The sequence below is a fragment of the Streptomyces sp. D2-8 genome (genome assembly GCF_023184515.1).
GTDB lineage: Bacteria > Actinomycetota > Actinomycetes > Streptomycetales > Streptomycetaceae > Streptomyces.
On sequence record NZ_JAAHBP010000031.1, the window covers coordinates 60846 to 84657 of the forward strand.

24 protein-coding genes and 2 pseudogenes are annotated in these 23812 nt (G+C 71.5%); 19 read left to right on the top strand and 7 right to left on the bottom strand.

The window, feature by feature from the left end; translation table 11 throughout:
* Positions 1 to 5: 5 nt before the first annotated feature.
* Positions 6 to 443, top strand: a complete 438-nt coding sequence (locus tag G3I77_RS37405; RefSeq protein ID WP_190900358.1) for a Fur family transcriptional regulator — start codon at positions 6 to 8, stop codon at positions 441 to 443.
* Positions 444 to 453: 10 nt separating this feature from the next.
* The gene (locus tag G3I77_RS37410) at positions 454 to 1419 is read left to right on the top strand and encodes a folate-binding protein YgfZ (protein WP_248511210.1); all 966 of its coding nucleotides are present in this window, start codon (positions 454 to 456) and stop codon (positions 1417 to 1419) included.
* Positions 1420 to 1438: 19 nt separating this feature from the next.
* Here G3I77_RS37410 and dtd read toward each other — a convergent pair whose 3' ends face one another.
* Positions 1439 to 1864 carry a D-aminoacyl-tRNA deacylase gene (gene dtd / locus G3I77_RS37415; RefSeq protein ID WP_102909323.1) on the bottom strand — a complete coding sequence of 142 codons (426 nt, stop codon included), beginning with the start codon at positions 1862 to 1864 and terminating at the stop codon, positions 1439 to 1441.
* 212 nt (positions 1865 to 2076) lie between these two features.
* Between dtd and G3I77_RS37420 the strand changes: the two genes are divergently transcribed.
* The 3 genes from G3I77_RS37420 (at position 2077) to G3I77_RS37430 (ending at position 5217) form a co-directional block, all read left to right on the top strand.
* Complete coding sequence (locus tag G3I77_RS37420; protein ID WP_248511211.1) at positions 2077 to 2709, top strand: aerial mycelium formation protein; 633 nt, start codon at positions 2077 to 2079, stop codon at positions 2707 to 2709.
* Positions 2710 to 2788: 79 nt separating this feature from the next.
* The gene (locus G3I77_RS37425) at positions 2789 to 4051 is read left to right on the top strand and encodes a GNAT family N-acetyltransferase (protein WP_248511212.1); all 1263 of its coding nucleotides are present in this window, start codon (positions 2789 to 2791) and stop codon (positions 4049 to 4051) included.
* 248 nt (positions 4052 to 4299) lie between these two features.
* Entirely contained in the window at positions 4300 to 5217 is a 918-nt protein-coding gene (locus tag G3I77_RS37430) for a FadR/GntR family transcriptional regulator (RefSeq protein WP_248511213.1), read from the top strand.
* Between the two features lie 35 nt (positions 5218 to 5252).
* Here G3I77_RS37430 and G3I77_RS37435 read toward each other — a convergent pair whose 3' ends face one another.
* Positions 5253 to 5441, bottom strand: coding sequence for a hypothetical protein (locus tag G3I77_RS37435; RefSeq protein WP_031143363.1), 189 nt, complete (start codon positions 5439 to 5441; stop codon positions 5253 to 5255).
* A gap of 147 nt (positions 5442 to 5588) precedes the next feature.
* Here G3I77_RS37435 and G3I77_RS37440 point away from each other — a divergent pair, with 147 nt between their 5' ends.
* From G3I77_RS37440 to G3I77_RS37465, 6 genes are all read left to right on the top strand, one after another.
* A complete protein-coding gene (locus G3I77_RS37440) occupies positions 5589 to 6479 on the top strand; it encodes a winged helix-turn-helix domain-containing protein (RefSeq protein WP_248511214.1) in 891 nt (296 codons plus the stop codon).
* 29 nt (positions 6480 to 6508) lie between these two features.
* Positions 6509 to 7240 carry an HAD family hydrolase gene (locus G3I77_RS37445; RefSeq protein ID WP_248511215.1) on the top strand — a complete coding sequence of 244 codons (732 nt, stop codon included), beginning with the start codon at positions 6509 to 6511 and terminating at the stop codon, positions 7238 to 7240.
* A 241-nt stretch (positions 7241 to 7481) separates the two neighbouring features.
* Positions 7482 to 9671: an aminoglycoside phosphotransferase family protein gene (locus tag G3I77_RS37450; RefSeq protein ID WP_248511216.1), complete on the top strand. Its 2190-nt coding sequence runs from the start codon at positions 7482 to 7484 to the stop codon at positions 9669 to 9671.
* A 20-nt stretch (positions 9672 to 9691) separates the two neighbouring features.
* On the top strand, positions 9692 to 10303 hold the full coding sequence (locus tag G3I77_RS37455; RefSeq protein WP_248511218.1) for a TetR family transcriptional regulator: 612 nt from the start codon (positions 9692 to 9694) through the stop codon (positions 10301 to 10303).
* Between the two features lie 52 nt (positions 10304 to 10355).
* Positions 10356 to 12371, top strand: a complete 2016-nt coding sequence (locus G3I77_RS37460; RefSeq protein WP_248511220.1) for an AAA family ATPase — start codon at positions 10356 to 10358, stop codon at positions 12369 to 12371.
* Between the two features lie 35 nt (positions 12372 to 12406).
* Positions 12407 to 13030, top strand: coding sequence for an RraA family protein (locus G3I77_RS37465; RefSeq protein ID WP_248511222.1), 624 nt, complete (start codon positions 12407 to 12409; stop codon positions 13028 to 13030).
* 47 nt (positions 13031 to 13077) lie between these two features.
* On the opposite strand, the gene G3I77_RS37470 is transcribed toward G3I77_RS37465, so the two are convergent.
* The 3 genes and pseudogenes from G3I77_RS37470 to G3I77_RS37480 form a co-directional block, all read right to left on the bottom strand.
* Complete coding sequence (locus G3I77_RS37470; RefSeq protein WP_248511224.1) at positions 13078 to 14259, bottom strand: GDSL-type esterase/lipase family protein; 1182 nt, start codon at positions 14257 to 14259, stop codon at positions 13078 to 13080.
* A 5-nt stretch (positions 14260 to 14264) separates the two neighbouring features.
* Positions 14265 to 14852, bottom strand: coding sequence for a TetR/AcrR family transcriptional regulator (locus tag G3I77_RS37475; protein ID WP_248511226.1), 588 nt, complete (start codon positions 14850 to 14852; stop codon positions 14265 to 14267).
* Between the two features lie 60 nt (positions 14853 to 14912).
* Positions 14913 to 15299 (bottom strand): annotated as a pseudogene (locus G3I77_RS37480) (DUF2269 domain-containing protein); the annotation flags it as partial.
* 110 nt (positions 15300 to 15409) lie between these two features.
* Between G3I77_RS37480 and G3I77_RS37485 the strand changes: the two are divergent.
* Positions 15410 to 16063, top strand: coding sequence for a class I SAM-dependent methyltransferase (locus G3I77_RS37485; protein WP_248511228.1), 654 nt, complete (start codon positions 15410 to 15412; stop codon positions 16061 to 16063).
* Positions 16064 to 16075: 12 nt separating this feature from the next.
* Here G3I77_RS37485 and G3I77_RS37490 read toward each other — a convergent pair whose 3' ends face one another.
* Positions 16076 to 16786, bottom strand: coding sequence for a hypothetical protein (locus G3I77_RS37490; protein ID WP_248511230.1), 711 nt, complete (start codon positions 16784 to 16786; stop codon positions 16076 to 16078).
* Positions 16787 to 16893: 107 nt separating this feature from the next.
* Here G3I77_RS37490 and G3I77_RS37495 point away from each other — a divergent pair, with 107 nt between their 5' ends.
* From G3I77_RS37495 to G3I77_RS37505, 3 genes are all read left to right on the top strand, one after another.
* Positions 16894 to 17277 carry a VOC family protein gene (locus tag G3I77_RS37495; RefSeq protein ID WP_248511276.1) on the top strand — a complete coding sequence of 128 codons (384 nt, stop codon included), beginning with the start codon at positions 16894 to 16896 and terminating at the stop codon, positions 17275 to 17277.
* A gap of 127 nt (positions 17278 to 17404) precedes the next feature.
* Positions 17405 to 17965 (top strand): GNAT family N-acetyltransferase, encoded by a 561-nt coding sequence (locus G3I77_RS37500; RefSeq protein WP_248511232.1) that lies wholly within the window; start codon positions 17405 to 17407, stop codon positions 17963 to 17965.
* Positions 17966 to 18042: 77 nt separating this feature from the next.
* A complete protein-coding gene (locus G3I77_RS37505; RefSeq protein WP_248511234.1) occupies positions 18043 to 18207 on the top strand; it encodes a hypothetical protein in 165 nt (54 codons plus the stop codon).
* Positions 18208 to 18577: 370 nt separating this feature from the next.
* Here G3I77_RS37505 and G3I77_RS37510 read toward each other — a convergent pair whose 3' ends face one another.
* Positions 18578 to 20509, bottom strand: a complete 1932-nt coding sequence (locus G3I77_RS37510; protein ID WP_248511236.1) for a protein-arginine deiminase domain-containing protein — start codon at positions 20507 to 20509, stop codon at positions 18578 to 18580.
* A 375-nt stretch (positions 20510 to 20884) separates the two neighbouring features.
* On the opposite strand from G3I77_RS37510, the pseudogene G3I77_RS37515 reads away from it, so the two are divergent.
* The 4 genes and pseudogenes from G3I77_RS37515 to G3I77_RS37530 form a co-directional block, all read left to right on the top strand.
* Positions 20885 to 21684: pseudogene (locus G3I77_RS37515) on the top strand (transposase); the annotation flags it as partial.
* Positions 21685 to 21964: 280 nt separating this feature from the next.
* A complete protein-coding gene (locus G3I77_RS37520) occupies positions 21965 to 22615 on the top strand; it encodes a helix-turn-helix domain-containing protein (RefSeq protein WP_248511238.1) in 651 nt (216 codons plus the stop codon).
* An 87-nt stretch (positions 22616 to 22702) separates the two neighbouring features.
* Positions 22703 to 23365 (top strand): hypothetical protein, encoded by a 663-nt coding sequence (locus tag G3I77_RS37525; RefSeq protein WP_248511241.1) that lies wholly within the window; start codon positions 22703 to 22705, stop codon positions 23363 to 23365.
* A gap of 111 nt (positions 23366 to 23476) precedes the next feature.
* Positions 23477 to 23809 (top strand): DUF2516 family protein, encoded by a 333-nt coding sequence (locus G3I77_RS37530; RefSeq protein ID WP_248511278.1) that lies wholly within the window; start codon positions 23477 to 23479, stop codon positions 23807 to 23809.
* Positions 23810 to 23812 lie beyond the last annotated feature (3 nt).

A 23812-nucleotide genomic window follows, 5' to 3' on the forward strand; every position in this document is an offset into this window, starting at 1 on the left:
TGGGTGTGGTGAGCACCGACTGGAAGAGCGATCTGCGGCAGCGCGGCTACCGGCTGACCCCGCAGCGGCAACTCGTGCTCGAAGCCGTGGACACCCTTGAGCACGCGACCCCCGACGACATCCTCGTGGAAGTGAGGAAGACGGCGTCGGGGGTCAACATTTCGACGGTGTACCGGACGCTGGAGCTCTTGGAGGAGCTCGGCCTGGTCAGTCACGCGCATCTGGGGCACGGGGCGCCGACGTACCACCTCGCGGACCGGCACCACCACATCCACCTGGTCTGCCGCGACTGCCAGAACGTGATCGAGGCGGACGTCTCGGTGGCGGCCGAGTTCACCGCCAAGCTGCGGCAGACGTTCGGGTTCGACACCGACATGAAGCACTTCGCGATCTTCGGCCGCTGCGAGGACTGCACACTCAAGGCTTCAACTACCGAGTCGTAGGCTTACGGATATGAAGAGCCCCCTGCTGACCCTGCCCGGCGCCGTCCCCGCCGAGGGCGTGGACGAAGGCGTCGCCGCCCACTACGGAGATCTGTTCCGTGAGCAGCGTGCCCTCGCCGACGGCACCGGATTCGTGGACCTCTCGCACCGGGGGGTCGTCGCCGTCACCGGCGAGGACCGGCTCGCCTGGCTGCACCTGCTGCTCACCCAGCACGTCAGCGACCTCCCGGCGGGCCGGGCCACCGAGGCCCTGATCCTCTCCGCGAACGGCCACATCGAGCACGCGCTGTACCTCGTCGACGACGGCGCCACGGTCTGGGTCCATGTGGAGCCGGGCACCCAGGAGGCGCTGATCGCGTACCTGGAGTCGATGAAGTTCTTCTACAGGGTCGAGGTCGCCGACCGCACGGCCGACATCGCCGTCGTGCACCTCCCGGCAGGCTCCATCGCCGAGATCCCCGAGGGCGTCGTCGTACGGGAGACTCCGCACGGCCGGGACCTGTTCCTGCCCCGCGCCGACCTGGAGGCGTACGCCGCGCAGGCCGGGCCGCCCGCCGGGATCCTCGCCTACGAGGCGCTGCGTGTGGAGCAGCACCGGCCCCGGCTCGGTTTCGAGACCGACCACCGCACCATCCCGCACGAGCTGGGCTGGATCGGCTCGGCGGTGCATCTGCAGAAGGGCTGCTACCGGGGGCAGGAGACGGTCGCCCGGGTGCAGAACCTGGGCAAGCCGCCGCGCCGGCTGGTCTTCCTGCACCTCGACGGCAGTGAGGTTTATCTGCCCGTGGCCGGGACGGAGCTCCGGCTCGCGGACGACGGTGCCGAGGGCCGTAAGGTCGGCTTCATCACGACGTCCGCCCGCCACCACGAGCTCGGCCCGGTCGCGCTCGCCCTGGTGAAGCGGAACGTGGCGGTGGACGCCCCGCTGGTGGCCGGGGACACCGCCGCGGCCCAGGAAGTCGTCGTCGAGCCGTAAGGCTTGTAGATCTTTCGGGTCAGATTTCGATCTGCACGGTGAACGGGCCGTCGTTCGTCAGTGATACGCGCATCGCCGCCCCGAAGCGGCCCGTCGCCACCGTCGCGCCCAGGGAGCGCAACCGGGCGACGACCTCGTCGACGAGGGGTTCGGCCACGTCGCCGGGGGCGGCGGCGTTCCAGGTGGGGCGGCGGCCCTTGCGGGCGTCGCCATAGAGGGTGAACTGGCTGATCACCAGGAGCGGGGCGTCGATGTCGCTGCACGACTTCTCGTCGTGCAGCATGCGGATCGACCAGAGCTTGCGGGCCAGCTGGGCCGCCTTCTCCTTGGTGTCCTCGTGGGTGACGCCGACGAGGACGCACAGCCCCTCGCCCTCGATCGCCCCCACGGTCTCGCCGTCCACGACGACGCTCGCGCCGTCCACCCTCTGCACCACTGCTCGCATACGTCCATCATGCAGGGCGGTGACATCGGCGCCGCGGGTGGTCGGCGGATGGCCCGAAAGGGTGGTTTGCGCGGGGCGCCAACAGCCCCTGCACGGCCGTATTTTGCTGCTTACCCGCCCATCTGGGGTCTATCGGGGGCACTCGTTCCCAGAGCGGGCACTTGGGGTGGCACGATGCTTGCACACACCGGTCGAGGGGACGGTTGAGGCACATGAGCACATCAAGCACCGGGCAGCAGCAGGCGGCTGTCTGGTCGACGTACACGGGGATCGGCGCGTCGGAGTACCACCGGCCGCCCACACAGCGCACGGACAGCCCGCGGCTGCCCTCGGACGCTTCCGAGCCCGAGCTGCCCGCGCTGAGCCTGCCCGAGCTGCGCACGCTGCGCCGCCAGGCCCAGCGCGACGAGACCGACCTCAGCTATCTGCGGCGGCTGCTCCAGGGGCGGATCGACATCCTGCGCGCGGAGGTGGCCCGGCGTAAGCCGGCGGGCGTGGCCTGCGTCGCGGTGTCCGAGGAGGCGTCGGTGGTGGAGCGGCTGGCGGAGATCCTGCGGGACGCCCCGGCCCGGCACCGCTCCTCGGCCCGCCATGTCACCTTGGGCACCCCGCAGGGCGAGGAGTACCGGCGGCTGGTCGCGGAGATGCTCGCCGAGGTCGAGCTGTCCGACCTGGACGCGCGCACGGACCAGGAGCTGAACACGGCGATGGGACGGCTCGAACGCCACGAGCAGCAGGTCTCCCGGCGCCGTCGGCGGCTCCAGCGGACGGCCGACGAGTGCGGCGCGGAGATCGCGCGCCGGTACCGCGAGGGGGAGGCGCAGGTCGACGACCTGCTGGTGTGACCCGTCCCGGGGCTCCGGGGGAGGGCCGGCGGTCGGTAATCCACGCGACACCGACCGGCCCTCCGCCTAGCGTGAGTTCATGACCCCCGTGTCCCGTGCCGACGACATCGACGTACGCCCGATCGCCGAATCCGAGTTCGCCGACTGGCTGCGTGCCGTGAACACCGGCTTTCTGCGGGTGCCCGTCCTCACCGAGGAGGAGATCGAGGCCCGGCGCACGAAGTTCGTCGAGGGCCGCTACCTCGGGGCCTTCGACCACGGCAGATGTGTGGCGACCTTCCGGTCCTTCGACCAGGAGCTCACGGCCGTGGGCGGGGCGAGCGTCCCGGCCGACGCGATCACGGGCGTCACCGTCACCGCCACCCACCGCCGCCGCGGGCTGCTCAGCCGCATGATGGCGCGGGACCTGGCGGCCGCGAAGGACCGCGGGGACGTCGTCGCGACGCTGATCGCCGCCGAGTACCCGATCTACGGCCGCTACGGCTTCGGGCCGGCGACCTGGACGGCGGAGTGGACGGTCGACGTGCCGCGCGCGGGCCTCGACGCCCGCTGGGCGGGCCCGGCGGACGGCGGGCGGGTCGACCTGGTGGAGGGCGAGGACGTCCGCAAGCACGGCCCCGAGCTGCACGAGCGGCTGCGCCGCGGCCGGCCCGGCGTCATCGACCGCGACGAGACCTGGTGGAGGGTGAACACCGGCGCCCTGCGGTTCGACCCGTCGTGGAAGCCGCCCTTCTTCGCCGTGTACCGCTCGGCGTTCGGCGAGGTCGAGGGCATGGTCGCCTACGAGGTGGACGACAACTGGGGTGACGCCAAGCAGCCGTTGAACACGGCGAGCGTGCGCTGGCTGATCGGCGCGACACCGGCCGCGGAACGCGCGCTGTGGGAGTACCTCTGCTCCATCGACTGGGTCGTGAAGGTGAAGAGCGGCTGGCGGGCGCCCGACGACCTGCTCCCGCACTTCCTGCCCGACCCGCGGGCGGCGCGGATCACCTCGCTGGCGGACTGGCTGTGGGTGCGGATCCTGGACGTCGAACGGGCCCTGGAGGCGCGGACGTACGAGGGGCGGGGGACGCTGGTGCTGGACGTCGCCGGGGTGGACGGGCTGACCGGCGGGCGCTACCGGCTGGAGGCCTCGCCCGAGGGGGCGTCCTGCACACCGACCACCGAGAGCGCGGAACTCGAGCTGGGTCCGGCCGAGCTGGGCGCGCTGTGGCTCGGAGACGAGTCGGCGGTGCGGCTGGCGGCGCTGGGACGGGTGCGCGAAGAACGAGCGGGCGCCGCCCGGAAGGCCGACGCCCTGCTGCGTACGTCCAGGCGGCCTTGGTGCCCGGACATGTTCTGAGCCGCTCCCTTCTGCCGGCGTGCTGGGACCCGCATCCGTAGCGAGCTGTTCGGTTGTGGTTGTCGTGCGGCCGTGCCGGCCGGGCGGGACTCCCGGCTCCCCTCCGGAAGGGAGTCCCTGAGCGGGTGGCCAACCCCCTGAAGGTCTGACCATGTTCCCCAAGTTGGTGACCAACTTCACTGTACTTATCTCCGCTTGGAAGCGGCTCATAACCACCTTTCCCTGAACTGCCTAAAGATGGCGGGAAGTTGTACTGTTCGGTTGTGGACCCGGAACACGACTCCGTCAATGGGCGGAAGAGGTCAGGGCGGCCACAGAGGACACATCACGAGGTGGCCGACGAGCTGCGCGCCCGGATCAGGTCAGGGGCGCTGCGGCCGGGTGAGCGCATGCCCACCCAGGCTCAGCTGGCCCACGAGTTCGGTGTCGAGCGCGGTGCCGTGCGGCAGGCGCTGCGCATCCTGCAGTCCGAGCGGTTGCTCACCAACGTGTCCAAGGGCAGTCCGGCGACCGTCGCCCCCGACCCCGTCGGTGCGCTGACCGGCCCGCAGGCCCCGCCGCTGCCCACGACGGTGGCTCTGGCTCCCCGGATAGCCGCGGCGTTCGCGGCGGAGCACGTCGAGATCGACGCCGTGTGCCTGACGTCCATCTCCCTCACGCTGGCCATCGGTGAGCCGCTGCGGCAGATCCACGCCGGACGGCTGAAACCGGCCAAGGTCGACGTCCGGGTGCTGCTGCCGAGCCGGGACATCGACCTGGCCTTCCCGGTGCCGGTCGAAGGGGGCGGCGACGACTGGGTGCACGAGCGGTGGCTGGCGATGCGCAACGCCCAGGGGCAGGTCCTCCAGCACAACCTGCTGGCCCTGCGCGCCACCCATGGCATCGATGTCCATGTGACGTTCCGGGCGCTGCCCTTCACCCCGCCGGTGAAGCTGTACCTGCTCAACGGCGCGGAGGCGCTGTTCGCGTACTACACGCTGACACGCCGGGAGGCCGAGGCCGATCACGAGCAGCCGGCGATGTACGACGCCCAGGGCACCCAGTCCATGCTGTTCGCCTTCCGGCAGGGCGCCGGGCTGCGTGACACGACGCTCGTGGAGCAGTCCCACCTGTGGTTCAACGCACTGTGGGAGACGATCAGTTCGGAGCTGGTGCTCACGAGCTGACGTCTCCCACGGGTCGTTCCGGGCGATGCGGTGACTCATCGGGCGGGCCCCGTCATCAGCAGCGCGAGCACCACGGCTCCCGCGGAGCTGACGGCCGGGCTCTTGGCCTTGACGCCTACGGTGAGAAGGATCAGGCCGACGATGCCGGCCGGACCGTACTTCCACTGGACGAGCTGTTCGAAGGCGACGACGAAGGCGGCGGAGAGGAGTGCGAGGGCGGGCATCGGTGTTCCCCCTTCGGAAGTCCGGAAGCAAAACTTCCGCCAACTCCGAGAAGTTGGCAACCAACTCTGATTAAGTTGTCCCCACTTGGCCCCTAGTCATAAACAACTTTCAAACAACTCCCGCCAGATGGATCAGAGTTGTAGCGTTTGGTCGTGACCCAGGAGAGCGTGGCGGAGAACGTGGCAGCGAACGGCAGCAGAAGGTCCTCGCCCCAGGAGATCGCCGACATCCTGCGGGAACGCATCCGGGCCGGTGAGCTCAAGCCGGGGGACCGCCTGCCCACCCAGGCCGAACTCGCCGAGGAGTTCGGCGTGGAGCGCGGCGCCGTCCGCCAGGCCCTGCGCGTCCTCCAGGAGGACGGTCTGCTCACCAACGTGAGCAAGGGCAGCCCGCCGCGGATCGCCGTCCCGGCCCCCGCCCGCGGCGAACCCCAGCCGACCATGGTGGGCCTGGCCCCGCGCCTGACGGAGGCGTTCTCGGTCAAGCGCGTCCGCGTCGACGTGGTCTGCCACACCGCGGAGACGCTGATGGTCGCCATCGGCGAGCCGCTGCGCCTGATCCACGAGGGCCGCATCCACCCCGAGTCGATCGACGTCCGCATCCTGGTCCCCTCCCGGGACATCGAACTGGCCTTCCCGGTCCCGGTCGAGGCCCACGGCGATGACAACCCGGTCCACCAGCGCTGGCTGGCCATGCGCAACGCCCAGGGGCAGGTCCTGCAGCACAACCTGCGGGCGCTGCGCTCGACGCACGGCATCGACGTGCACGTCACGTTCCGCGCGCTGCCCTTCACCCCGCCGGTGAAGCTGTACCTCCTCAACGAGGAGGAGGCCCTGATGGGCTACTACATGCTGACCAGGCGCGCGGAGGAGTGGGGCAGCCAGACCCTGGACATGTACGACGTCCTCGGCTCCCAGTCCCTCCTCTTCTCCTTCGTGAAGCGGGCGGGCCGTCGGGACGCGGCGTTCGTGAAGGAATCCCAGAAGTGGTTCAACGCCCTCTGGGAAACCATCACGACGGACCTGACACTCTCCTAGTGACTTCTGATACGAAGCAGACTGGTGCGGTGCCCATCGCGACCGAGAACGATCCGAACCAACTCCGCAATCTGATCAGACGTGCCCGAGTCGTGCTGTGGGACTTCGACGGGCCCATCTGCCGCCTGTTCGCCGGACACTCGGCGGAGCGGGTGGCGAGCGACCTGGTGTCCTGGCTGGAGGGCCGCGGTCTGCACAGCCTGCTCACGGACACCGAGCGCGAGTCCCTCGACCCGCAGGTGGTGCTGCGCGCCGTGGACCGGCGGCACCCCGGCAGCGACCTCGTCGCCGAGCTGGAGGAACGACTCACCCAGGAGGAACTGCGGGCCGCGTCCTCGGCGATGCCGACCCCGTACGTCGATCCGGTGATCCGCACGTGGACGGCGGTGGGATCCCGGCTGGCGATCACCACGAACAACTCGCCACGGGCGGCCCGCACGTACCTCGCGGGGCGCGGCCTCGCCGAGTGCTTCGCCCCGCACCTCTACGGCCGCACCCAGGAACTCCACCATCTGAAGCCGGACCCGCACTGTCTGAACCGGGCGCTGCGGGCGATGGGCGCTGCCCCGGCTGACGCCCTGATGATCGGCGACACCCCCTCCGACCACGAGGCGGCGGGCCGGGCGGGGGTGCCGTTCCTGGGCTACGCGCGTAACGAACGCAAGGCCAAGATCCTGCGGGACGCCGGGGCCGGCACGGTCCTCGTGTCCCTGGCGCCGCTCCTGGAACTGCTGCGCTCGCAGGGGGCCGCTGACCGCTGAGGAGGCGGGATGAGGCGCCTGGTGGCCGGGTGTAGCATTCCGGCACCGCGCTAGGTTTGAGTCAATTGCTCGCCCCCGCTCGTATGTGACGAGGCCGATCGGCCGTCGTCGAACGAGTTCACGCAGTCTCATGCTGACGGGTGGCCCTCACCCGTAATGGCTCTCTCCGCCATGCGCGGCGTCGGCCGCGAACCTACCGTTTGCCATACCGTCCTCCCTTCTCGTACTTCCGGAGCGGCCAGTGGGCGCACCTCCTCGTCCCGGCCCTCTCCTCGGGGAGCGCGCCGCACACGACGCCGCCTGCCGGGCCTTCGTGAAGCTCGCTGCCGAGCTGGGGCAGGAGACCAGCGGCCACCACAACCGGAACTACGTCCTTCCGCTGACGGAGGACATGGCCCGGATGGTCGGCGGAGTGGCGGGCACGTACGTGACCGTCCGGATCCGCCGGCCGGACGCGCTGCCCGTGGTCATCCGGACCTGGCAGAACGAGGCCGGCATCCTCGCCGCCGTCCGGGGCGTCCTGCCGCACGCGCCGCACTGCCTGCTCGAACGGGACGGAGTCGCGATCCACAGCTTCGTTCAGGGCGTGCCGCTCTCCAGCGTCTGCGACTACGGCAAGCCCGTCGACACCCTGCTCATCAAGGCACTGACCGGCCTGCTCGCCCGGACGGCCCAGGTGCGGCGCGGCGCGCTGCCCGCCCTGCCGGCCGTCTGGCCCCGCAACGACACGGACAGCCAGGGCTTCCTGCGGACCATGGTCCACCTGGCCGACCAGCAGATCAGACGGCCCAACCGGGAGGGATTCGGCGGGTTGTTCGCGGCGCTGGGCATCCCTGAGGACGCGCTCGCCGGGCTGGCCGGGCGGATCCCCGCCATGGCCCGGCGGCCCTACAGCCTGCTCCACGCCGATCTGCACCGCGACAACGTGATCGTGTCGTACGCGGGCGACCCGCCCCTCACGTGCGTCGACTGGGAGCTGGCGACCTACGGCGACCCGCTGCACGACCTCGCGACCCACCTCGTCCGCATGCGGTACCCGGCCCACCAGTGGGCGGACGTGGTCGACGCCTGGGCCGAGGCCATGCGGGAGGTCCGTCCGGCCGCGGTCAACGGCCTGGCCAAGGATCTGCGGCACTACCTGGCGTTCGAGCGGGCGCAGTCCGTCTTCCCGGACGTGATCCGGGCTGCCCGGTCCCTCGAGGAATCGTTCACGCAGGCCGGCCTGGACGAGGCGACGGCCGAGGTGCGGCGGGCCCTCGAAGCGGCGGCGGAACCGCTGCGACTGGTCGGTGTGCCGGGGGAGGGCGAGATCCGGCGGGCCCTGTTCCGGTGGCTGGTGTCGCGGACGAACGGGGACATCAGCGGCCGGGCGTGGATCGCGGAGGCGTTCGCATGGCGCCCCGACCGGCGGGTGCCGGAGCGCCCCGGCTTCCCGCCCGCAGCGGTCCGGCAGGCCCTGCTGGCGGAGGGAGCCGCGCCCGCGGGCAGGGTGTTCAAGGGCACCGCGCACCTGAACACCGTGGTGACGGTGCCGGGCTTCGGCTCTCCCGTGGTCGTGCGGCGCAAGCTGCCCGAGGTGTGCCGGCGGGAGCGTGGCTTCCTCAGCGAGCACGCCGTGCTGCGCGCGATCGAGGAGTCGTCCGTCGGGGTGGCGGCGCCGCAGGTGCTCGCCCTGGGCGAGACCTACCAGAGCGACACCATCGCCCTGCACACGTACGTCGGGCCGCGGGACGTCGACCGGCCCCCCGACCACCCCGTCCACGGTCTGCTGCCGCACGAGGCGGACGGCCTGGTGGAGCAGCTGTGCGCGCTGACACGCGTCAGGTACAAGCAGGTCGACCCGACCGCCGGCGAGGGCGGGTTCCACCACTGGCTGCGGGACCAGCTGATCTCCCTGGTACGGGACCTGCCGAAGGAGTCGCAGCAGCTGGCCCGGCACCTCGGGCTGCCCGACGCGGACCGGTTGCAGCTGATCCTCTCCCGGCACGAGGTGAGCCACCGGGAGCCCGCGCTCCTGCACGGTGACCTGAACCCCTGGAACCTCGTACGCCGCGACGACCGTCTGGCGCTGACCATCATCGACTGGGAGATGGCCGTCGTCGGGGACCCTCTCTACGACCTCGTACGGCACATGCACCTCACCCCGACCAGGCCGGAGATCAGGGACCGCATGTTCCGCCGCTGGGAGCGCCGGCTGCCCGCCGAGTACACCCGCGACTGGCGCAAGGACTGGCGGGTGTACCGCCGGCTGGAGATCGTGCGGTCCGCCTACGTCGACCTGGACCGCATCGTGACCGGCGCGAGCCTGGACGCCCCGAACGTCCGGCGGGCGGTGGACACCTACGCGGTGACGCTCGCGGTCGCCACCGGCTCGCTCGGCCTTCCCGTCCGCTCCACGGTGAACCCGTATCTCGGCCGCGCCCTGGCGTGACCCCTGCGTAGGCTCCCCCCATGAGCGAGCCCGGCCTGCGTGAGCGCAAGAAGCAGCGGATGTACGAGACCGTGTCGGACATCGCCGTGCGGCTCTTCATGGAGAAGGGGTTCGACGCGGTGTCCGTCGCGGAGGTGGCGGCGGCGGCCGAGATCTCGAAGCCGACGTTGTTCCGGTACTTCCCGGCCAAGGAGGATCTGGTGCTGCACCGGATCGCCGATCACGAGGGGGAGGCCGCCCGGGTGGTGGCGGGGGCCGAGGGGGCGCCCGTGGAGGCGTTGCGGCGGCACTTCCTGGAGGGGCTGGAGCGGGGGGACCCCGTGACCGGGCTCAACGACCATCCCGACGTGCTCGCCTTTCACGCGCTGCTCTACGGGACGCCCTCCCTCGTCGCCCGGGCGCACACGCATCAGGAGCGGTCGGAGGCCGCGCTCGCCGAGGTGCTCGGGGGCGATCTGGACGCGCGGCTGGCGGCCGGGCAGATCATGGCCGTGCTGCGGGTGCTCGCGCTGGAGAACTGGCGGCGGATCGCGGCGGGGGAGCGGGTGGCTCACGTGCGGCCGGACGCGGTGGCGGCGGCGGAGCGGGCGTTCGGGTGGCTCGCGGCCGGGCTGCCGCCACACCTGCAATGAGAGACTCGGTAAATTATTTAACTCAGTCATGTTTTCGCGTACGCTCGGTGGAATGACCTCGACCGAGCCTGCCCTCCAGTACGCCCTCGACCAGGAACGCGCCCACCACGAGCGCTGCCGGACCGCCCTCGCCGCGATGGTCGAGGGCGCCGGTGAACAGGTCGTCATCGGCGAGGACGTGGCCGCCTCCGGAGCCGATGCCGAAGTCCTCGGGTACCGGCTGCGCAGCCGGGCGAAGGCGCTGCGGGAACTGCCCGAGGGGCCGCTGTTCTTCGGAGCCCTCGAGAGCGGGGGCGGGCAGCTGCACATCGGGCGGCTGCGGATCTCCGAGCACCCGGCCGAACCGCCCCTCGTCGTCGACTGGCGCGCACCCGTCTCGCGCGCCTTCTACCAGGCCTCGGCGCGGGACCCGCAGGGCGTCGCCGTGCGGCGGCGGTTCGGATGGGCGCCCGGCAGCCGGGGCGACTCCGGGGACCTCACCGGCCTGGAGGACGAGCACCTGGAGCAGGGGGAGACGCGCGACAGCGAGATCGTCGCCCGGGAGATCGAGCGGCCCCGGGTCGGGCCCATGCGGGACATCGCCGCGACGATCCAGCCCGAGCAGGACGACCTCGTACGGGGGGAGCCGGCGGCGTCGGTGTGCGTGCAGGGCGCACCGGGCACCGGCAAGACCGCCGTCGGGCTGCACCGGGCCGCGTACCTGCTCTACACGCACCCGCAGCGCATCCGGCGCGGCGGCCTGCTGATCCTCGGGCCCAACCGCACCTTCCTGTCGTACATCGCCGAGGTGCTCCCCGCCCTCGGCGAGACCGGGGTGCGGCAGTCGACCCTGGGGGAGGAGATCGCGCGCTGCCCGGTCCGGGGCGTCGACGAGGAACCGGCCGCCGTCGTGAAGCACGATGCCCGGATGGCCGAGGTGCTGCGGCGGGCGCTGTACGCGAGGGTGCGCGCCGACGGGGCCGGTGCGCTCGCCGTGCCGGACGGGTCGTACCGGTGGCGGGTGCCGGCGGGGGAGCTGACGCGGATCGTGGCCCGGGTGCGGGAGGAGGAACCGCCCTACGAGGTCGGGCGGGAGCGGGTGCGGGCGCGGATCGTGCGGTGTCTGCGGGAGCAGGTCGAGCGGCGGGCCGGGCCGCCCCCGAACGCCTGGGTGCGGCGGGTCGAGCGGGCCCGGCCGGTGTCGGCCTACCTCGATGCCGTGTGGCCTCGGGTACGGCCCGAGGAGGTCGTGGCCGGACTCCTCGCCGACAAGGGGGCGTTGGCGTCGGCCGCCGGGGGACTGCTCGATGCCGGTGAGCAGCGGGCGCTGCTGTGGGAGCGGCCGCCCCGGTCGTGGAGGTCGGCGCGCTGGTCGGCCGCCGATCTGGTGCTGCTCGACGAGGTGGCCGGGCTGATCGGACATCCGGAGGGGTACGGGCATGTCGTCGTCGACGAGGCGCATGATCTGTCCCCGATGGAGTGCCGGGCCATCGCCCGCCGGGCCCGCTTCGGTTCGCTGACGGTGCTGGGGGATCTGGCGCAGGGGACGACGCCGTGGGCGGCGCGGTCGTGGCGTACGGTCCTCGCGCACCTGGGGAAACCGGACGCGACCGTGGTCGCCCTGACCACCGGGTTCCGGGTGCCGCAGGCCGTCGTCGGGCTCGCCAACCGGCTGCTGGAGCGCCTCGACGTGGACGTGCCGGCGGCCCGTTCGCTGCGCGGGGGCGGGGAGTCGCGGATGCGGGAGACGTCCGTCGACGGCGTGCCCACGGCGGTCGTGGCGGCCGTACGGGACGCTCTGGCGCGGGAGGGCTCGGTCGGGATCGTGGCGGCGGACGCGGACGTTCCCCGGGTGCGGGCGGCCCTGGACGCGGCCGGCATCGAGGCGGCGGGCCCGGACGAACTCGGCGCGCGGGTCGCCCTGGTGCCGGCGAGCCTGGTCAAGGGCCTGGAGTACGACCATGTCGTGGTCGTCGAACCGGCGGCGATCGCCGAGGCGGAACAACGGGGACTGCACCGGCTGTACGTCGTGCTGACCCGGGCGGTGTCGCGGCTGGAGGTGGTACGGGGGAGGCCCCTGCCCTTCTAGTAAACGTCGCCCGTCGGGGCACTAGGGTCCAAGTCATGGCTGACGTCGACGCGTTCACGGACATACCCACGACCACCCTGGCCGATCTGCTGGGCCGCGAGCAGGTCATGGACATCGGGATCCGGCCGCTGTGGGAGCCGGTGTCCCGGGTGGCCGGGCCGGCCTTCACCGTACGGTGCCCTCCCGGCGACAACCTGATGCTGCACGCCGCGATCCACCGGGCCGGCCCCGGCTCGGTCGTCGTCGTGGAGTCGGGCGACCTGGACTACGCCCTGGCCGGCGGCAACGTCTGCGCCGTCGCCCGCCGCAGGGGCGTCACCGCGTTCGTCGCCGACGGCGTGATCCGCGACCTCGCCGAGGTCCGGGACATGCGCTTCCCGGTGTTCGCACGCGGCGTCATCCCCATCCCGGGCACCAAGTCGGCCGCACGCCCGCTGAACGAGCGGGTGCGCTGCGGCGGGGTCACGGTCGACCCGGGCGACACGGTCGTCGCCGACGAGGAGGGCGTCGTGGTGGTCCCCGGGGCCCGCCGAGAGGAGGTACTGGCCGCGGCCCGGGCCAAGCTGGCCGAGGAGGCCGCGGAGTCCCTGGACGCGTGGGAGTCGGCCCACCGCGCGCGCATCGACAAGATCCTGGCGGACCAGGGCTTCGAGGACTGACCGGCCGGTCTCGGCCGGTCGGTCGGCACGCCGCGGCGGGGTACCGCTCATCCCTCCTCGGCGAAGGGCCCTCCCTTCGTGAAGGCCAGTTCGTGGAAGCGGTCGCCGATGTGGCGGTGGGTGGCGGCGTCCGGGTGGACGTGGTCGGGCAGCGGCAGGGCGGCGGCGTCCTTCGCGCCGTAGAGGTCGAGGCCGTCGAGGTAGTGGAGGTTCGGGTCGTCGGCGGCGCGCTGCCGGACGATGCGGGACAGCTCCTCGCGGATGACGGTGAGGGTGAGTTTCCCGGTGGGCGTCTCCGCCGGGTCGCCCATGGCGGCGAAGGCCAGTCGGCCCTTGCCGATCTCTTCGCCGTCCGGGGCGGTGGGGCCGGGCGTGTCCTCGTGGATGGCGCAGTGGATGGGGGAGACGAGCAGCAGCGGGGTGTCCGGGTGCCCGTCGCGGATCGTGTCGAGGAAGCCGTGCACGGCGGGGCCGAACGCGCGCAGCCGCATCGCGTCCGCGTTGACGATGTTGATGCCCATCTTGACGCTGATCAGGTCGGCCGGGGTGTCCCGCATGGCGCGCGCGGTGAACGGGTCGAGCATCGCGCTGCCGCCGAAGCCGAGGTTGGTCAGCTCCACACCGCCCCGCAACGCGGCGATCGCGGGCCAGATGGCCGTGGGGCTCGCGGCGTCGGAGCCGTGGCTGATCGAACTGCCGTGATGCAGCCACACCCGGCGGCCCCGGTCCGGCGCGGGCACGACGGGCGCGTCCGTGCGCAGGGCGACCAGCTCGGTGGTCTCGTTGTGCGGCAGCCAGATCTCGACGTCCTTGTCCCGCGCGGGCAGACCCGTGAAGCGGACGGTGCCGACCGGGCCGTGCGTGACCCCGCCCTCCCAGGTGGCCAGGTCGACGGTGAGCACGTTGCCGCCGGTCCCGGCGGCCTGGCCGGCCGGGACGCCGTCGACGAGCAGGTCGTACAGCCCGTCCGGGCGCGACGGGAAGCCGGTGTAGTCGCGCTTGGTGCGCAGCGTGTCCAGCTCGACGGCGGTCGCGGCGGTGCGGAACACCAGGCGTACGCCGGAGGGCTGCGCCTCGGCCATCGCCAGCTGCGGATTGGTGTTCTGCGCGCGGGCCCGGCCGGGGAGCCGGTGGGGGAGCAGACCGTGCTCGGTGCGCTCCACGTCCAGGGCGCCGCGCAGCAGGTCCGCCGTGAGCGGGGTGGTGATCCAGTCGTGCTCGGTGTGCATGGGTGTCAGCCTCGGGGATCGGTAGGGGCCGCGGGCCAGTTCCGCAGCAGGGCGTCGAGGGCGTCGAGGATCCGGGCCCAGGTCTCCTCGGTGTCCGGGGCGCTGTGGCTGAAACCGCCGCCGAGCTCCAGGCTGACGTAGCCGTGGAAGACGCTGCCGAGCAGCCGGACCGCGTGGGTCTGGTCCGGCTCCGTCAGGTCGTAGCCGCGCAGCAGTGCCCGGGTCATCTGCGCGTGCCGGACACCGGCGCTCGCGGCCGCCGTCTGCGGGTCGAGCCGCAGCTGGGCCGCGGCGTAGCGGCCGGGGTGTTCCCGGGCGTAGTCGCGGTACACGTTCGCGAGGGCGGCCAGGGCGTCCTTGCCGGCCCGTCCGGCCAGGGCGTCGGCGGCCCGGTCGGCGAGTTCCGTGAGGGCGAGCAGGGCGATCCTGGTCTTCAGGTCCTGGGAGTTCCGCACATGCGAGTACAGGCTCGCGACCTTGACGTCGAACCGACGGGCGAGCGCCGAGACGGTGACCTGCTCGAAGCCGACCTCGTCGGCGAGCTCGGCGCCGGCCTCGGTCAGCCGCTCCGCTGTCAGCCCTACGCGTGCCATAAGGGTCCTCTCTTCTGCCTGAAGGGAGTGTGCATCTGCCTAATAGATTTAGGCAAATGGATTGGGCGGGGACCCGCCGTCTCCGGCCCCGGCTACCGCGGAGTTCACCCCGGGGCGCAGCGCGAACACCGTGGCGGTGGTCGTGGCGAGGGGCAGCCAGAACTTCGTGTACACCCACCGGTACCGGGCCAGCCCCCACACCGTGCCCAGCGACAGCAGCAGGCCGCTGAGGAGCGTGAGGAACGCGACGGGGGGCGGGAGCCAGTCGGCGAAGAGCTTCATGGCCCGGACGGAGGCCTCCACGGTCACGGCGGATCCGGTGGCGGCCGCGGTGATCCCGAGCCCGAGCAGCCCGAGCGTGAGCCCGAGCCAGCCGGCGGAGGCGTTGACGTGCACGACGAGGACGGCCCGGCGGGCCGGGCGGCCGAGTTTCGGGTTCGTACCCACGCCGACCACCGTGCCGACCGACGTCCTCGAGGGCGCCCGACGGCGGGAGCAGGCCGATGTACCGGCGTCGGAGTACGAGCCGTGTCACCGCTGTCGCCTAGGTTCGCGGCATGACCGAACCCTCCCACCTCACCGCGGTCCGCGAGTCCTACGACACCGTCGCCGCCGACTACGCCCGACGCGTCAAGGAACCGGCCGAGCTGGACCCGGTGTCCCGCGCGATGCTGGCCGCGTTCGCCGACCTCGTACGGCCCCCGCACCCCGGGCCGGTCGCCGACCTGGGCTGCGGCCCCGGCAAGGTGACGGCACACCTGGCCGCCCTCGGGGTGCCGGTCTTCGGCGTCGACGTGTCGCCGAGGATGGTCGAGCTGGCCCGGGCGGCGTATCCGGAACTCCGCTTCACCGTCGGCTCGATGACCGCGCTGGACATCGCCGACGGTGAACTCGGCGGCATCCTCGCGTACTACGCCACCCACCACACCCCGCCGCAGTGGCTGCCGACCGTCTTCTCCGAGTTCCACCGCGCCCTGGCGCCCGGCGGCAGGCTGATGCTGGCCGGCCATGTCGGCAACGACGAGCACCTCCGCCCGACCCGCGCCTACGGCGACCACCCGGTGTCCTACGAGTCGTACCTGCTCCCGCCGGACCGCATCGCCGAACTCCTCCACCGTGCCGGGCTGGTGCTCACGGCGCGGGTGGTGCAGGAACCGGAGGGTGGGTCGAAGAGGCAGGTGGGCACGTTTCTGGCGTACAAGCCGGGGTGACCTGGGCGGGGGTCAGGCGGACCGCTCGTGCACCCACACCCGCAGCGGTCCGACGGCCTCGAAGCCGTACCGGAGGGCGGCCGCCAGGCCGGTGCCCTGTTCGTAGCCCACGACGGGCAGGGCGGGGAAGAGATGGCCGACCGCGTGCAGGACGAGGGGCCAGGCCGCGTCGGGCGGCCCGAAGACGTTGGACACCCCGACCACGCGACTGCTCCGGCCGGCCACCGCCCCGCAGACCACCCGTCCGTCGGCGGATCGCCCGGCGAGCACGAACGTCTCCGGATCGTCGAGCAGCCCCGGACCGAAGAGGTCCGCGTTCCCGCCCCCGTCGTCCCAGGCCAGGGCCCAGTCACGCAGCGCGTCCGGATCACTCACGACCTCCCACGCGAGATCCGGCGCGGCGACGGACCCACCTGCCGCACGATGAATCCACTCCGCCTCGAACAGCACCCGGAACCCCGCCCCCGTCAGGTCGAGGTCGGCGAAGCTGTCCTTGACCGAGGCCCCGGGCGAGACCGTGTCGATCCGTGCCACGAGCGCGATCGGGTCGGCGCCCGGCCTCAGCGTCACCGCGTCGGGGTAGTAGACGGGCGTACGTCGCGCAGCGGCCCAGGTCTCCTCCTCGAACGCGCTCTCCACCCCATGCACCCGGCACATCACCGCACACCACGCGGCGTTGTCACGGGCGGCGTCCCGGACCAGGAGCTGCTGAGGAGTCGTCACGAGTGCCGATCATGGCGGAGCACGGCTCGGCTCGTCGAACGGATTGGCGGTCGGCCGCTTCTAGGGTGTGCAGGGTGAGAGTTCCCACCGGCCGGCCCGGAGGCGGCATGCCCGTGCACATGCGGTTGAGCGCGATCACCCTCGACTGCGCCGATCCGCTCGCCCTGGCGGCGTTCTACCAGCAGGCCACCGGACTCGGGATCCACCCGAACTCGGACACCGACTTCGCCGCTCTGGAGAGCGAGGGCGGTCTCTCCATCGGCTTTCAGCGGGTCGACGGCCACCGGGCTCCCAGCTGGCCCGACCCGGCCGTTCCCCAGCAGCTGCACTGCTGCTTCCGGGTCGTGGACCTGGACGAGACGGAGGCCCGACTGCTGGAACTGGGGGCCGGAAAGCCGGATCCACAGCCGAACGAGGACAAATGGCGGGTCCTCACCGATCCGGCCGGGCACCCCTTCTGCATCGTCGCGGGCCTCGCTGCGCCCGAATGAGGAGTGCGACCCGAACAGGACCTCGCGCTCGGCCAGGATGGCCCTCATGAACGCACCGAATTCACCGAGCTCACCGTACTCACCGAGCTCACCGTACTCACCGAGCTCACCGAACTCGCCGAACTCAGTGGGAAAGTCCCCCACCCTTGCCGCCACGGAGATCACCTCGGCCCGACTCCGGCTGCGCACGGCGCGAGACGCCGACCGCGACGGACTCATCGAGCTCCAGACCGATCCCCGGGTCCGGTTACACCTCGGCGGCCCGAGGCCGCGGAGCGCGGTCGAGCAGTATCTCGACGCGCTGGGCGTCCCGCATGTCACCGACCAGCCCGGCACGTTCGTCATCGCCGACAGGACGACCGACCGCCTCCTCGGAACACTCCTGCTCCACCGGCGCCCCGCCGACCTCCCCGGCCATGTCACCGAGGAGGGCGGGGAACTGGAACTGACCTATGTCCTGCGCCGCGACGCCTGGGGCGCGGGACTGGCCTTCGAAGCGGCCACGGCCGCGTTGCGCACCGCCGCGTCCGAACTGCCCGACCAGCCCGTCCTGATCGTGACCCAGACGGCCAACACGCGCTCCCTCGATCTGGCCGCCCGCCTCGGCTTCCGACGGGTGAGCACCTTCGAGGCCTACGCAGCGGAACAGACCCTCGCGGTGGCCGACCTGCACGCGTTCCTGGCCTGAGTGAAACGGCGGAGGGAAGACCACGGGTAGGTGGCGTGGCGCACTGATCGCGCTCGGCAGGGAAGGTGAGCAGCGCGATGAAAGATGCTGACGTCTTGGCCTCCTTCGACGGGCGGGGGCGCACCGAGTTCCTTCTCGGAGGCTTCGAGGGCAGGCACTCCGACAAGATCACGGCGATGGGCTACGAGCTCGGCTACGACCTCCAGCCACCGAGATGCCGAGCAAGAGCACGATCCGCCTGATCTTCGTGCGGAACGACTCCCCATTGGCGCGCCAACGGGCTCAGCAGACTCACGACCGGTTGCGCGCAGGAGGCCCACTTCTGCAGACCTGGTCGGCCCCTGCGGCACATCCAGCTCGCCACCGGCGCGGACGTGCTCGGCCTCGCCCGCAAGGTGCTGGACGACCCGGCCTCGCCGTACAGGGAGGTGCGTTTCGCCGGCCTTCGTCTCGCCGAGTGCCTGAGCGACGCCCTGCGGGTCGCCGAGTCCCGGGGGATGCGCGTGCCCGTACCGGACACCGTGGGCACCGAAGCGGGCGAAGACGCTCACGGATGGAACCACCCCCAGGTCGGCGACCTGGGGGTGGTTTCGCTGTCGGGGGAGCGTGTGGCTACGGCTTCCACCAGGCGGCGGAGGCGTCGCGCAGGGTGTTGGTGCCGCAGTGGATCTCGCCCATGCCGAGGTGGTACGTGTACCAGTCGTCGACGTACGACACCTTCATGCCGGCGCCCGTGTACGCGGCGGTGACGGCCTCGGTGAAGACGTCCTTGCCGCCGATGACGGGACCCCACTGGCGCGGGGCGAGGTAGCGGTCGCGGGAGAGCAGGATGCCGTTGACGGCGCCCGGCACGTAGGCGCTGGTCATGACGGTCTCGGGAGCGGGCGCGGCGGAGGCGCCCGCGTTTGCGTTCCCGTCCCGGCCGAGGAGCTGCTGCTGGCCGTGCCGCTCAACGACCTCCGGGTCGGCGCTGCCGCCGAGACGGCGGAGCAGCGGCACGCGGGTGCCCTCGTCGCCGGTCTCCATCCCGCGGGTGTACAGGGCGGGAACCTTGACGATCTCCGCGTCGCTGACGCCCGTCTCCCGCTTGAGGATCTCCAGGTTGGCGGCGATCTTCCCGGCCGCCATGGTGTTGTCCTTCACCAGGTACCGGGAGGCGAGGGCCTGGTCGATGGTCTCCTTGGGAGCAGAGGCGCCGTCGAAGCCCGGCACGGAGAACATCTTGGTCGCGCCGTGGCCGTCGCGCTGGGCGGCACGGAGCAGTTCGATGCCGGCCCCGGGGTCGGCGACACCGATCCGCCAGCCGCGCGGGGTGTCGGCGGGCAGGAACTGGATGAACTCGTCGACGTGCCCGACGTGCAGCCACGAGGTGTCCAGGAGCAGCGGGTCCTGCAGGCCCTGTGACGTCAGCAGCGTGCGTATCTCCTTGGAGGGGCGCACGCCGCTGCCGTCCTTGCGCTCGCCCATGATGATCCGTCCGGCCGGGAACGAGCGGCCGTTGTGCGCGTACGGCGGGATGGTCTCCAGGTTCCCGTAGGAGTTCAGGGTCTCCCAGCCCTGCATGTCGCGGCCCTTGGCCTGCACGACGCCGATGTTCGGGCCGCGCAGCTTCTCGTAGAGCTCACGGCCCGCCTCGCGGTCCTGGGCGGAGCGCAGCATCACGCGCATCGTCCGCTGACGGCCGTCCGGGCCGGTCATGTTGAGGTAGGCCGGCTCGACGAAGTCCTGGGCCCAGATGTCGCCGTACTTCTCGAAGGTCACCAGCGGCTTGGTGATGCCGGCCTGCTGGGCCTCCTTCTCCAGGTTCTTGACGAACTTCCGCTGGTGCTTGGCCCAGGGGTCGTTGCCCTTGATCTTGGTGACCAGCAGCTGCTGTGTGTTCTGCAGCGCGTGGTGGGTGAGCAGCGGGGCGGCGCGCAGGGTGACGGTGTCGGAGGCGGTGCCGGCGGAGGAGGTCACCTTCAGCCGGACCGACACGTGGCCGTCCCACTTCGCGCTGTCGCGGATGACGTCCTTGCCCTCTACGCCGAACTCGACACCCGCGGCCAGTTCGGCCTTCGTCAGCCGGGTCTGCGAAGTGACGAGTTTCCAGGCGCCGTTGCGCTTGACGAAGACCCTGCTCCGGTCAGCGCCCTTGGTGACCTTGACGCTGCCCTTGGCGCCGGACGGCAGGTTCTTCAGCGGGACCGAGCGCACCCGGGCCAGGTCGGCGGCGTCGGCGCGGCCGTTGACCTTGTTGTCGGAGGCGTCGTTGCAGGCGGCCAGTTTGGCGTCGGAGAGCCTGCGGCCGCCCGGGCCGGTGGTCGGGCACCTCTTGCTGTCGTCGTCGATGTTGGGCAGGAAGACCGCGCCCCGGCCGACGGACCAGGTGTCCTCACCGGCCGTGTCGGTGCCCCCGGCGAGGTCGACCCGCCCGTCGCGGTCGACGTCCGCCCTCAGGTCGACGCGGAGCGGTTCCTCCGCGTACGCCAGTGCCGGGGGTGCCAGCACCGCTCCCGTCGCGGTGAGGGCCAGTACGATCCGGCCGGCGTTTCTCGTACGCACATCGCGTCCTTTCGTCACGTGCGGTTGCCCCGTTGGGGAGGAAGAGGCGGATCGGACGCTGTGCGTTGGCCGTGCGAGCGGAAGTCGTCCCAGGTGATGAGAAGGCCTCCTTCTCCTGGTGGAGAAGGAGGCCTTCCGGAAGCGGCCGGGAGCTGAAATCGGGTGCGGGCGGGGGGAGTTGCGGGGCGGGGCCGTCAGCCCGGCCGGCAGCCGTCGCGGACGAGAGCCGCCTGCTCATGGAGGCGTTGCGCGACCTGCTCACCTCGGATGCCGCTCGCCCGGACATGACGGGAAAGTGCTAGGGCGCGTATCGAGTCGTGATCAATCTGCGGGATTCGCCCTCGGAGCGGGGCCTGGACCGGTAGACGTTCTTGCGTGTCGCGAGTGCAACTGACGGACGAGGAATGGGAGTTCATCGAGCCGTACCTGCCGATCGGCGAGTACGGCCCGTATCCCGAGCGACTGCGGCAGCAGTTCGAGGGGGTGATCTGGCGGTTCAAGACCGGCGGACAGTGGCGGGAGATGCCACAGGAGTTCGGCGCCTGGTCAGCCGTCCACAACCGCTTCCGGCAGTGGCGCGACGGCGGCAGCTTCGAGCCACTGCTGGAGGGCCCGATCGCGGAAGCCGCGAAGCGGGGTGCGGTGGATCCGTCCCTGGTCAGCATCGACTCCACGACCGCGCGGGCTCACCACGACTCAGCCGGGATGCACCTGGACCAAGACGTCCTCACCGTCCTGGAGAAGGCCGCCGCCGAGGCGGAAAAGGCCAAGTCAAAGGGGGCAGCCTCGAAGAACAAGACGGACAGGACACCGACACCGATCCTGAGCGCGAAGAGCGGCGACGCATCCGGCGGCGACGGAAACTCCGGCTGAGGGCCGCTCTCCTGGGCCGTTCCAGGGGCGGGCAGACCAGCAAGGTCCACCTCGCCGCCGACCGCAAGTGCCGCCCGCTGGCGTTCGTGTTGACCGCGGGCCAGGCCGCGGACAGCCCGCAGTTCATCCCCGTCCTCAAGAAGTTACGGGTCCACGGCCCCGTCGGGCGCCCCCGCACCCGGCCGGACGCGGTCGCCGCCGGCCAGGCCTACTCCTCCCGCGGCAACCGGACCCACCTGCGCAGACGCGGCATCAAGGCAGTGATCCCGGAGAAGAAGGACCAGGCCGCCAAGGGAGCTCGCGTACTCCTCTTCGACAGTGGGCACGGTTGGATGACCTGCACCTTCATCGGGCGCGTCGAGGATCCACAGATCGTCGTCGAGGAAGTTTTTCTGGCAGCGACCTGAGGCACGGACACTGCTTGGCCACCGCTGCCCTCGGGCGGGCTTCGGCTGCCGGAGCTGTGCGAGACGGCCCGGACGTCACGAGACAGGGCAGGCGCCACGCGGGCGGTCGCGTGGCGTGGCGCACTTTTGCAAGCGGGTGCTTGCAATAGTTAGCGGAGTGCTGCACTGTGGAGGCATGGCTTCGCTCAACGTCGGCAATCTCGGTGACTATCTGCGCGAGCAGCGGCGCACCGCGCAGCTGTCGCTGCGGCAGCTCGCCGAGGCCGCCGGGGTGTCCAATCCGTATCTGAGCCAGATCGAGCGCGGGCTGCGCAAGCCGAGCGCCGAGGTGCTGCAGCAGGTCGCCAAGGCGCTGCGGATCTCCGCCGAGACGCTGTACGTACGGGCCGGCATCCTCGACGCCGAGCGGGACCGGGACGAGGTGGAGACGCGGGCCGTCATCCTCGCCGACCCGACGCTGAACGAGCGGCAGAAGCAGGTGCTGCTGCAGATCTACGAGTCCTTCCGCAAGGAGAACGGGTTCGGGACCGGCGACGACTCGGATGTCTCGGGTGTCCCGGACGGCTCGGGCGGCGCGGGCATCGTCGGTGTCGTCGCCGACGACGGTGCGGTGAGTGTCGACGGGGACGCTTCCGACGCCGGCACCGAGATACCGCGGCCCGGCCAGGCCGACGGCGGTCAGCCCGCCCGGCGCCGTAGCCGCAAGAGCGTCAGCAAGAGTGACAGCACGAGCGACATCACGAACGACGGCGGTACCACCGCCACCCGCCGGACCCGCAAGGGCACCGGCGCCAGTGACACCGACCCGCAGCAGACGGCCGGCTAGCCGGACCAGGGCATGGGCCGCCCGCCGCGGATCACACAACCCTCAGCCGAACCCTCAAGCGAGACAGAATCCGGGAGGACCATCACCATGGCCATCACCGACGACCTGCGCAAGACCTTCAGCGACCCGACCCCGCTCTACTTCGCCGCAGGCACCGCCGACCTCGCCCTTCAGCAGGCCAAGAAGGTGCCGGCCCTGGTGGAGCAGCTGCGCTCCGAGGCCCCCGCGCGGATCGACGCCGTACGCAACACCGACACCAAGGCCGTGCAGGAGAAGGCGTCCGCCCGGGCCAAGGAGGCCTCTGCCCGCGTCAAGGAGACGCAGGAGACCCTCCAGACCAAGGTCACGGAGTTCATCGGCTCTCTCGACGCCGACTTCAAGAAGCTCAGCAGCAACTTCGACGCGGACCTGAAGAAGTTCGGCGAGGGCGCCCAGGACTTCGCGCTGCGCGGCGTCGGCGTGGCCGCCGAGTACGCCGTCAAGGCCCGCGAGACCTACGAGAAGGTCGCCGAGCACGGCGAGCAGGCCGTGCGGACCTGGCGCGGCGAGGCCGCCGACAGCATCGAGGACGTCGCCGAGGGCGTCGAGGAGCTGGCCGTCGCCGTCGAGCCGAAGCCGCAGCCGGTCGAGGTCAAGGAGGAGCCGGCGAAGCCGGCCGCCGCCGCCCAGGCGAAGAAGGCCCCCGCCGCCAAGAAGGCCCCGGCGCGCAAGACCACCGCCGCGAAGAAGACCACCCCGCCCGCCAAGTAGGACGGCGGAGCGGCCACACGGGCCGGGCACCCTGAGGGTGTCCGGCCCGTTGTACGGGTACGGTGACCGCGTAGGACGGACGATCCGAGTCAGGTGGTGGACGTTGTGCTGATGCAGGGCTTCGCAGGGTTGATGTGGCTTCTGAGCATGGCCCTGATCGTTTTCAGCGGCTTCGCGTTGTTCGACGCGGCTGTGCGCCGGGAGGACGCCTACCGTGCGGCCGACAAGAAGACCAAGCCCTTCTGGCTGATCGTCCTCGGGATCGCCTTCGTGGTGAACCTGCTCTTCCCGATCCTGTCGTTCCTGCCGATCATCGGCCTCATCGCGACGATCGTGTACATGGTCGACGTACGGCCCGCGATCCGGGCGCTCCCGGGCGGCGGCCGCAGCCGGCGCGGCTCCAGCAGCGACGGCCCCTACGGCCCGTACAACGGCGGCCGGTAAGGG

Coding starts and splice junctions, on each gene's coding strand:
- G3I77_RS37525 (WP_248511241.1), top strand. CDS start 22,703: ATGGCCATCACCGACGACCTGCGCAAGACCTTCAGCGACCCGACCCCG.
- G3I77_RS37505 (WP_248511234.1), top strand. CDS start 18,043: ATGAAAGATGCTGACGTCTTGGCCTCCTTCGACGGGCGGGGGCGCACC.
- G3I77_RS37530 (WP_248511278.1), top strand. CDS start 23,477: ATGCAGGGCTTCGCAGGGTTGATGTGGCTTCTGAGCATGGCCCTGATC.
- G3I77_RS37520 (WP_248511238.1), top strand. CDS start 21,965: ATGGCTTCGCTCAACGTCGGCAATCTCGGTGACTATCTGCGCGAGCAG.
- G3I77_RS37460 (WP_248511220.1), top strand. CDS start 10,356: ATGACCTCGACCGAGCCTGCCCTCCAGTACGCCCTCGACCAGGAACGC.
- G3I77_RS37420 (WP_248511211.1), top strand. CDS start 2,077: ATGAGCACATCAAGCACCGGGCAGCAGCAGGCGGCTGTCTGGTCGACG.
- dtd (WP_102909323.1), bottom strand. CDS start 1,864: ATGCGAGCAGTGGTGCAGAGGGTGGACGGCGCGAGCGTCGTCGTGGAC.
- G3I77_RS37470 (WP_248511224.1), bottom strand. CDS start 14,259: ATGCACACCGAGCACGACTGGATCACCACCCCGCTCACGGCGGACCTG.
- G3I77_RS37435 (WP_031143363.1), bottom strand. CDS start 5,441: ATGCCCGCCCTCGCACTCCTCTCCGCCGCCTTCGTCGTCGCCTTCGAA.
- G3I77_RS37425 (WP_248511212.1), top strand. CDS start 2,789: ATGACCCCCGTGTCCCGTGCCGACGACATCGACGTACGCCCGATCGCC.
- G3I77_RS37455 (WP_248511218.1), top strand. CDS start 9,692: ATGAGCGAGCCCGGCCTGCGTGAGCGCAAGAAGCAGCGGATGTACGAG.
- G3I77_RS37475 (WP_248511226.1), bottom strand. CDS start 14,852: ATGGCACGCGTAGGGCTGACAGCGGAGCGGCTGACCGAGGCCGGCGCC.
- G3I77_RS37495 (WP_248511276.1), top strand. CDS start 16,894: ATGCCCGTGCACATGCGGTTGAGCGCGATCACCCTCGACTGCGCCGAT.
- G3I77_RS37465 (WP_248511222.1), top strand. CDS start 12,407: ATGGCTGACGTCGACGCGTTCACGGACATACCCACGACCACCCTGGCC.
- G3I77_RS37410 (WP_248511210.1), top strand. CDS start 454: ATGAAGAGCCCCCTGCTGACCCTGCCCGGCGCCGTCCCCGCCGAGGGC.
- G3I77_RS37485 (WP_248511228.1), top strand. CDS start 15,410: ATGACCGAACCCTCCCACCTCACCGCGGTCCGCGAGTCCTACGACACC.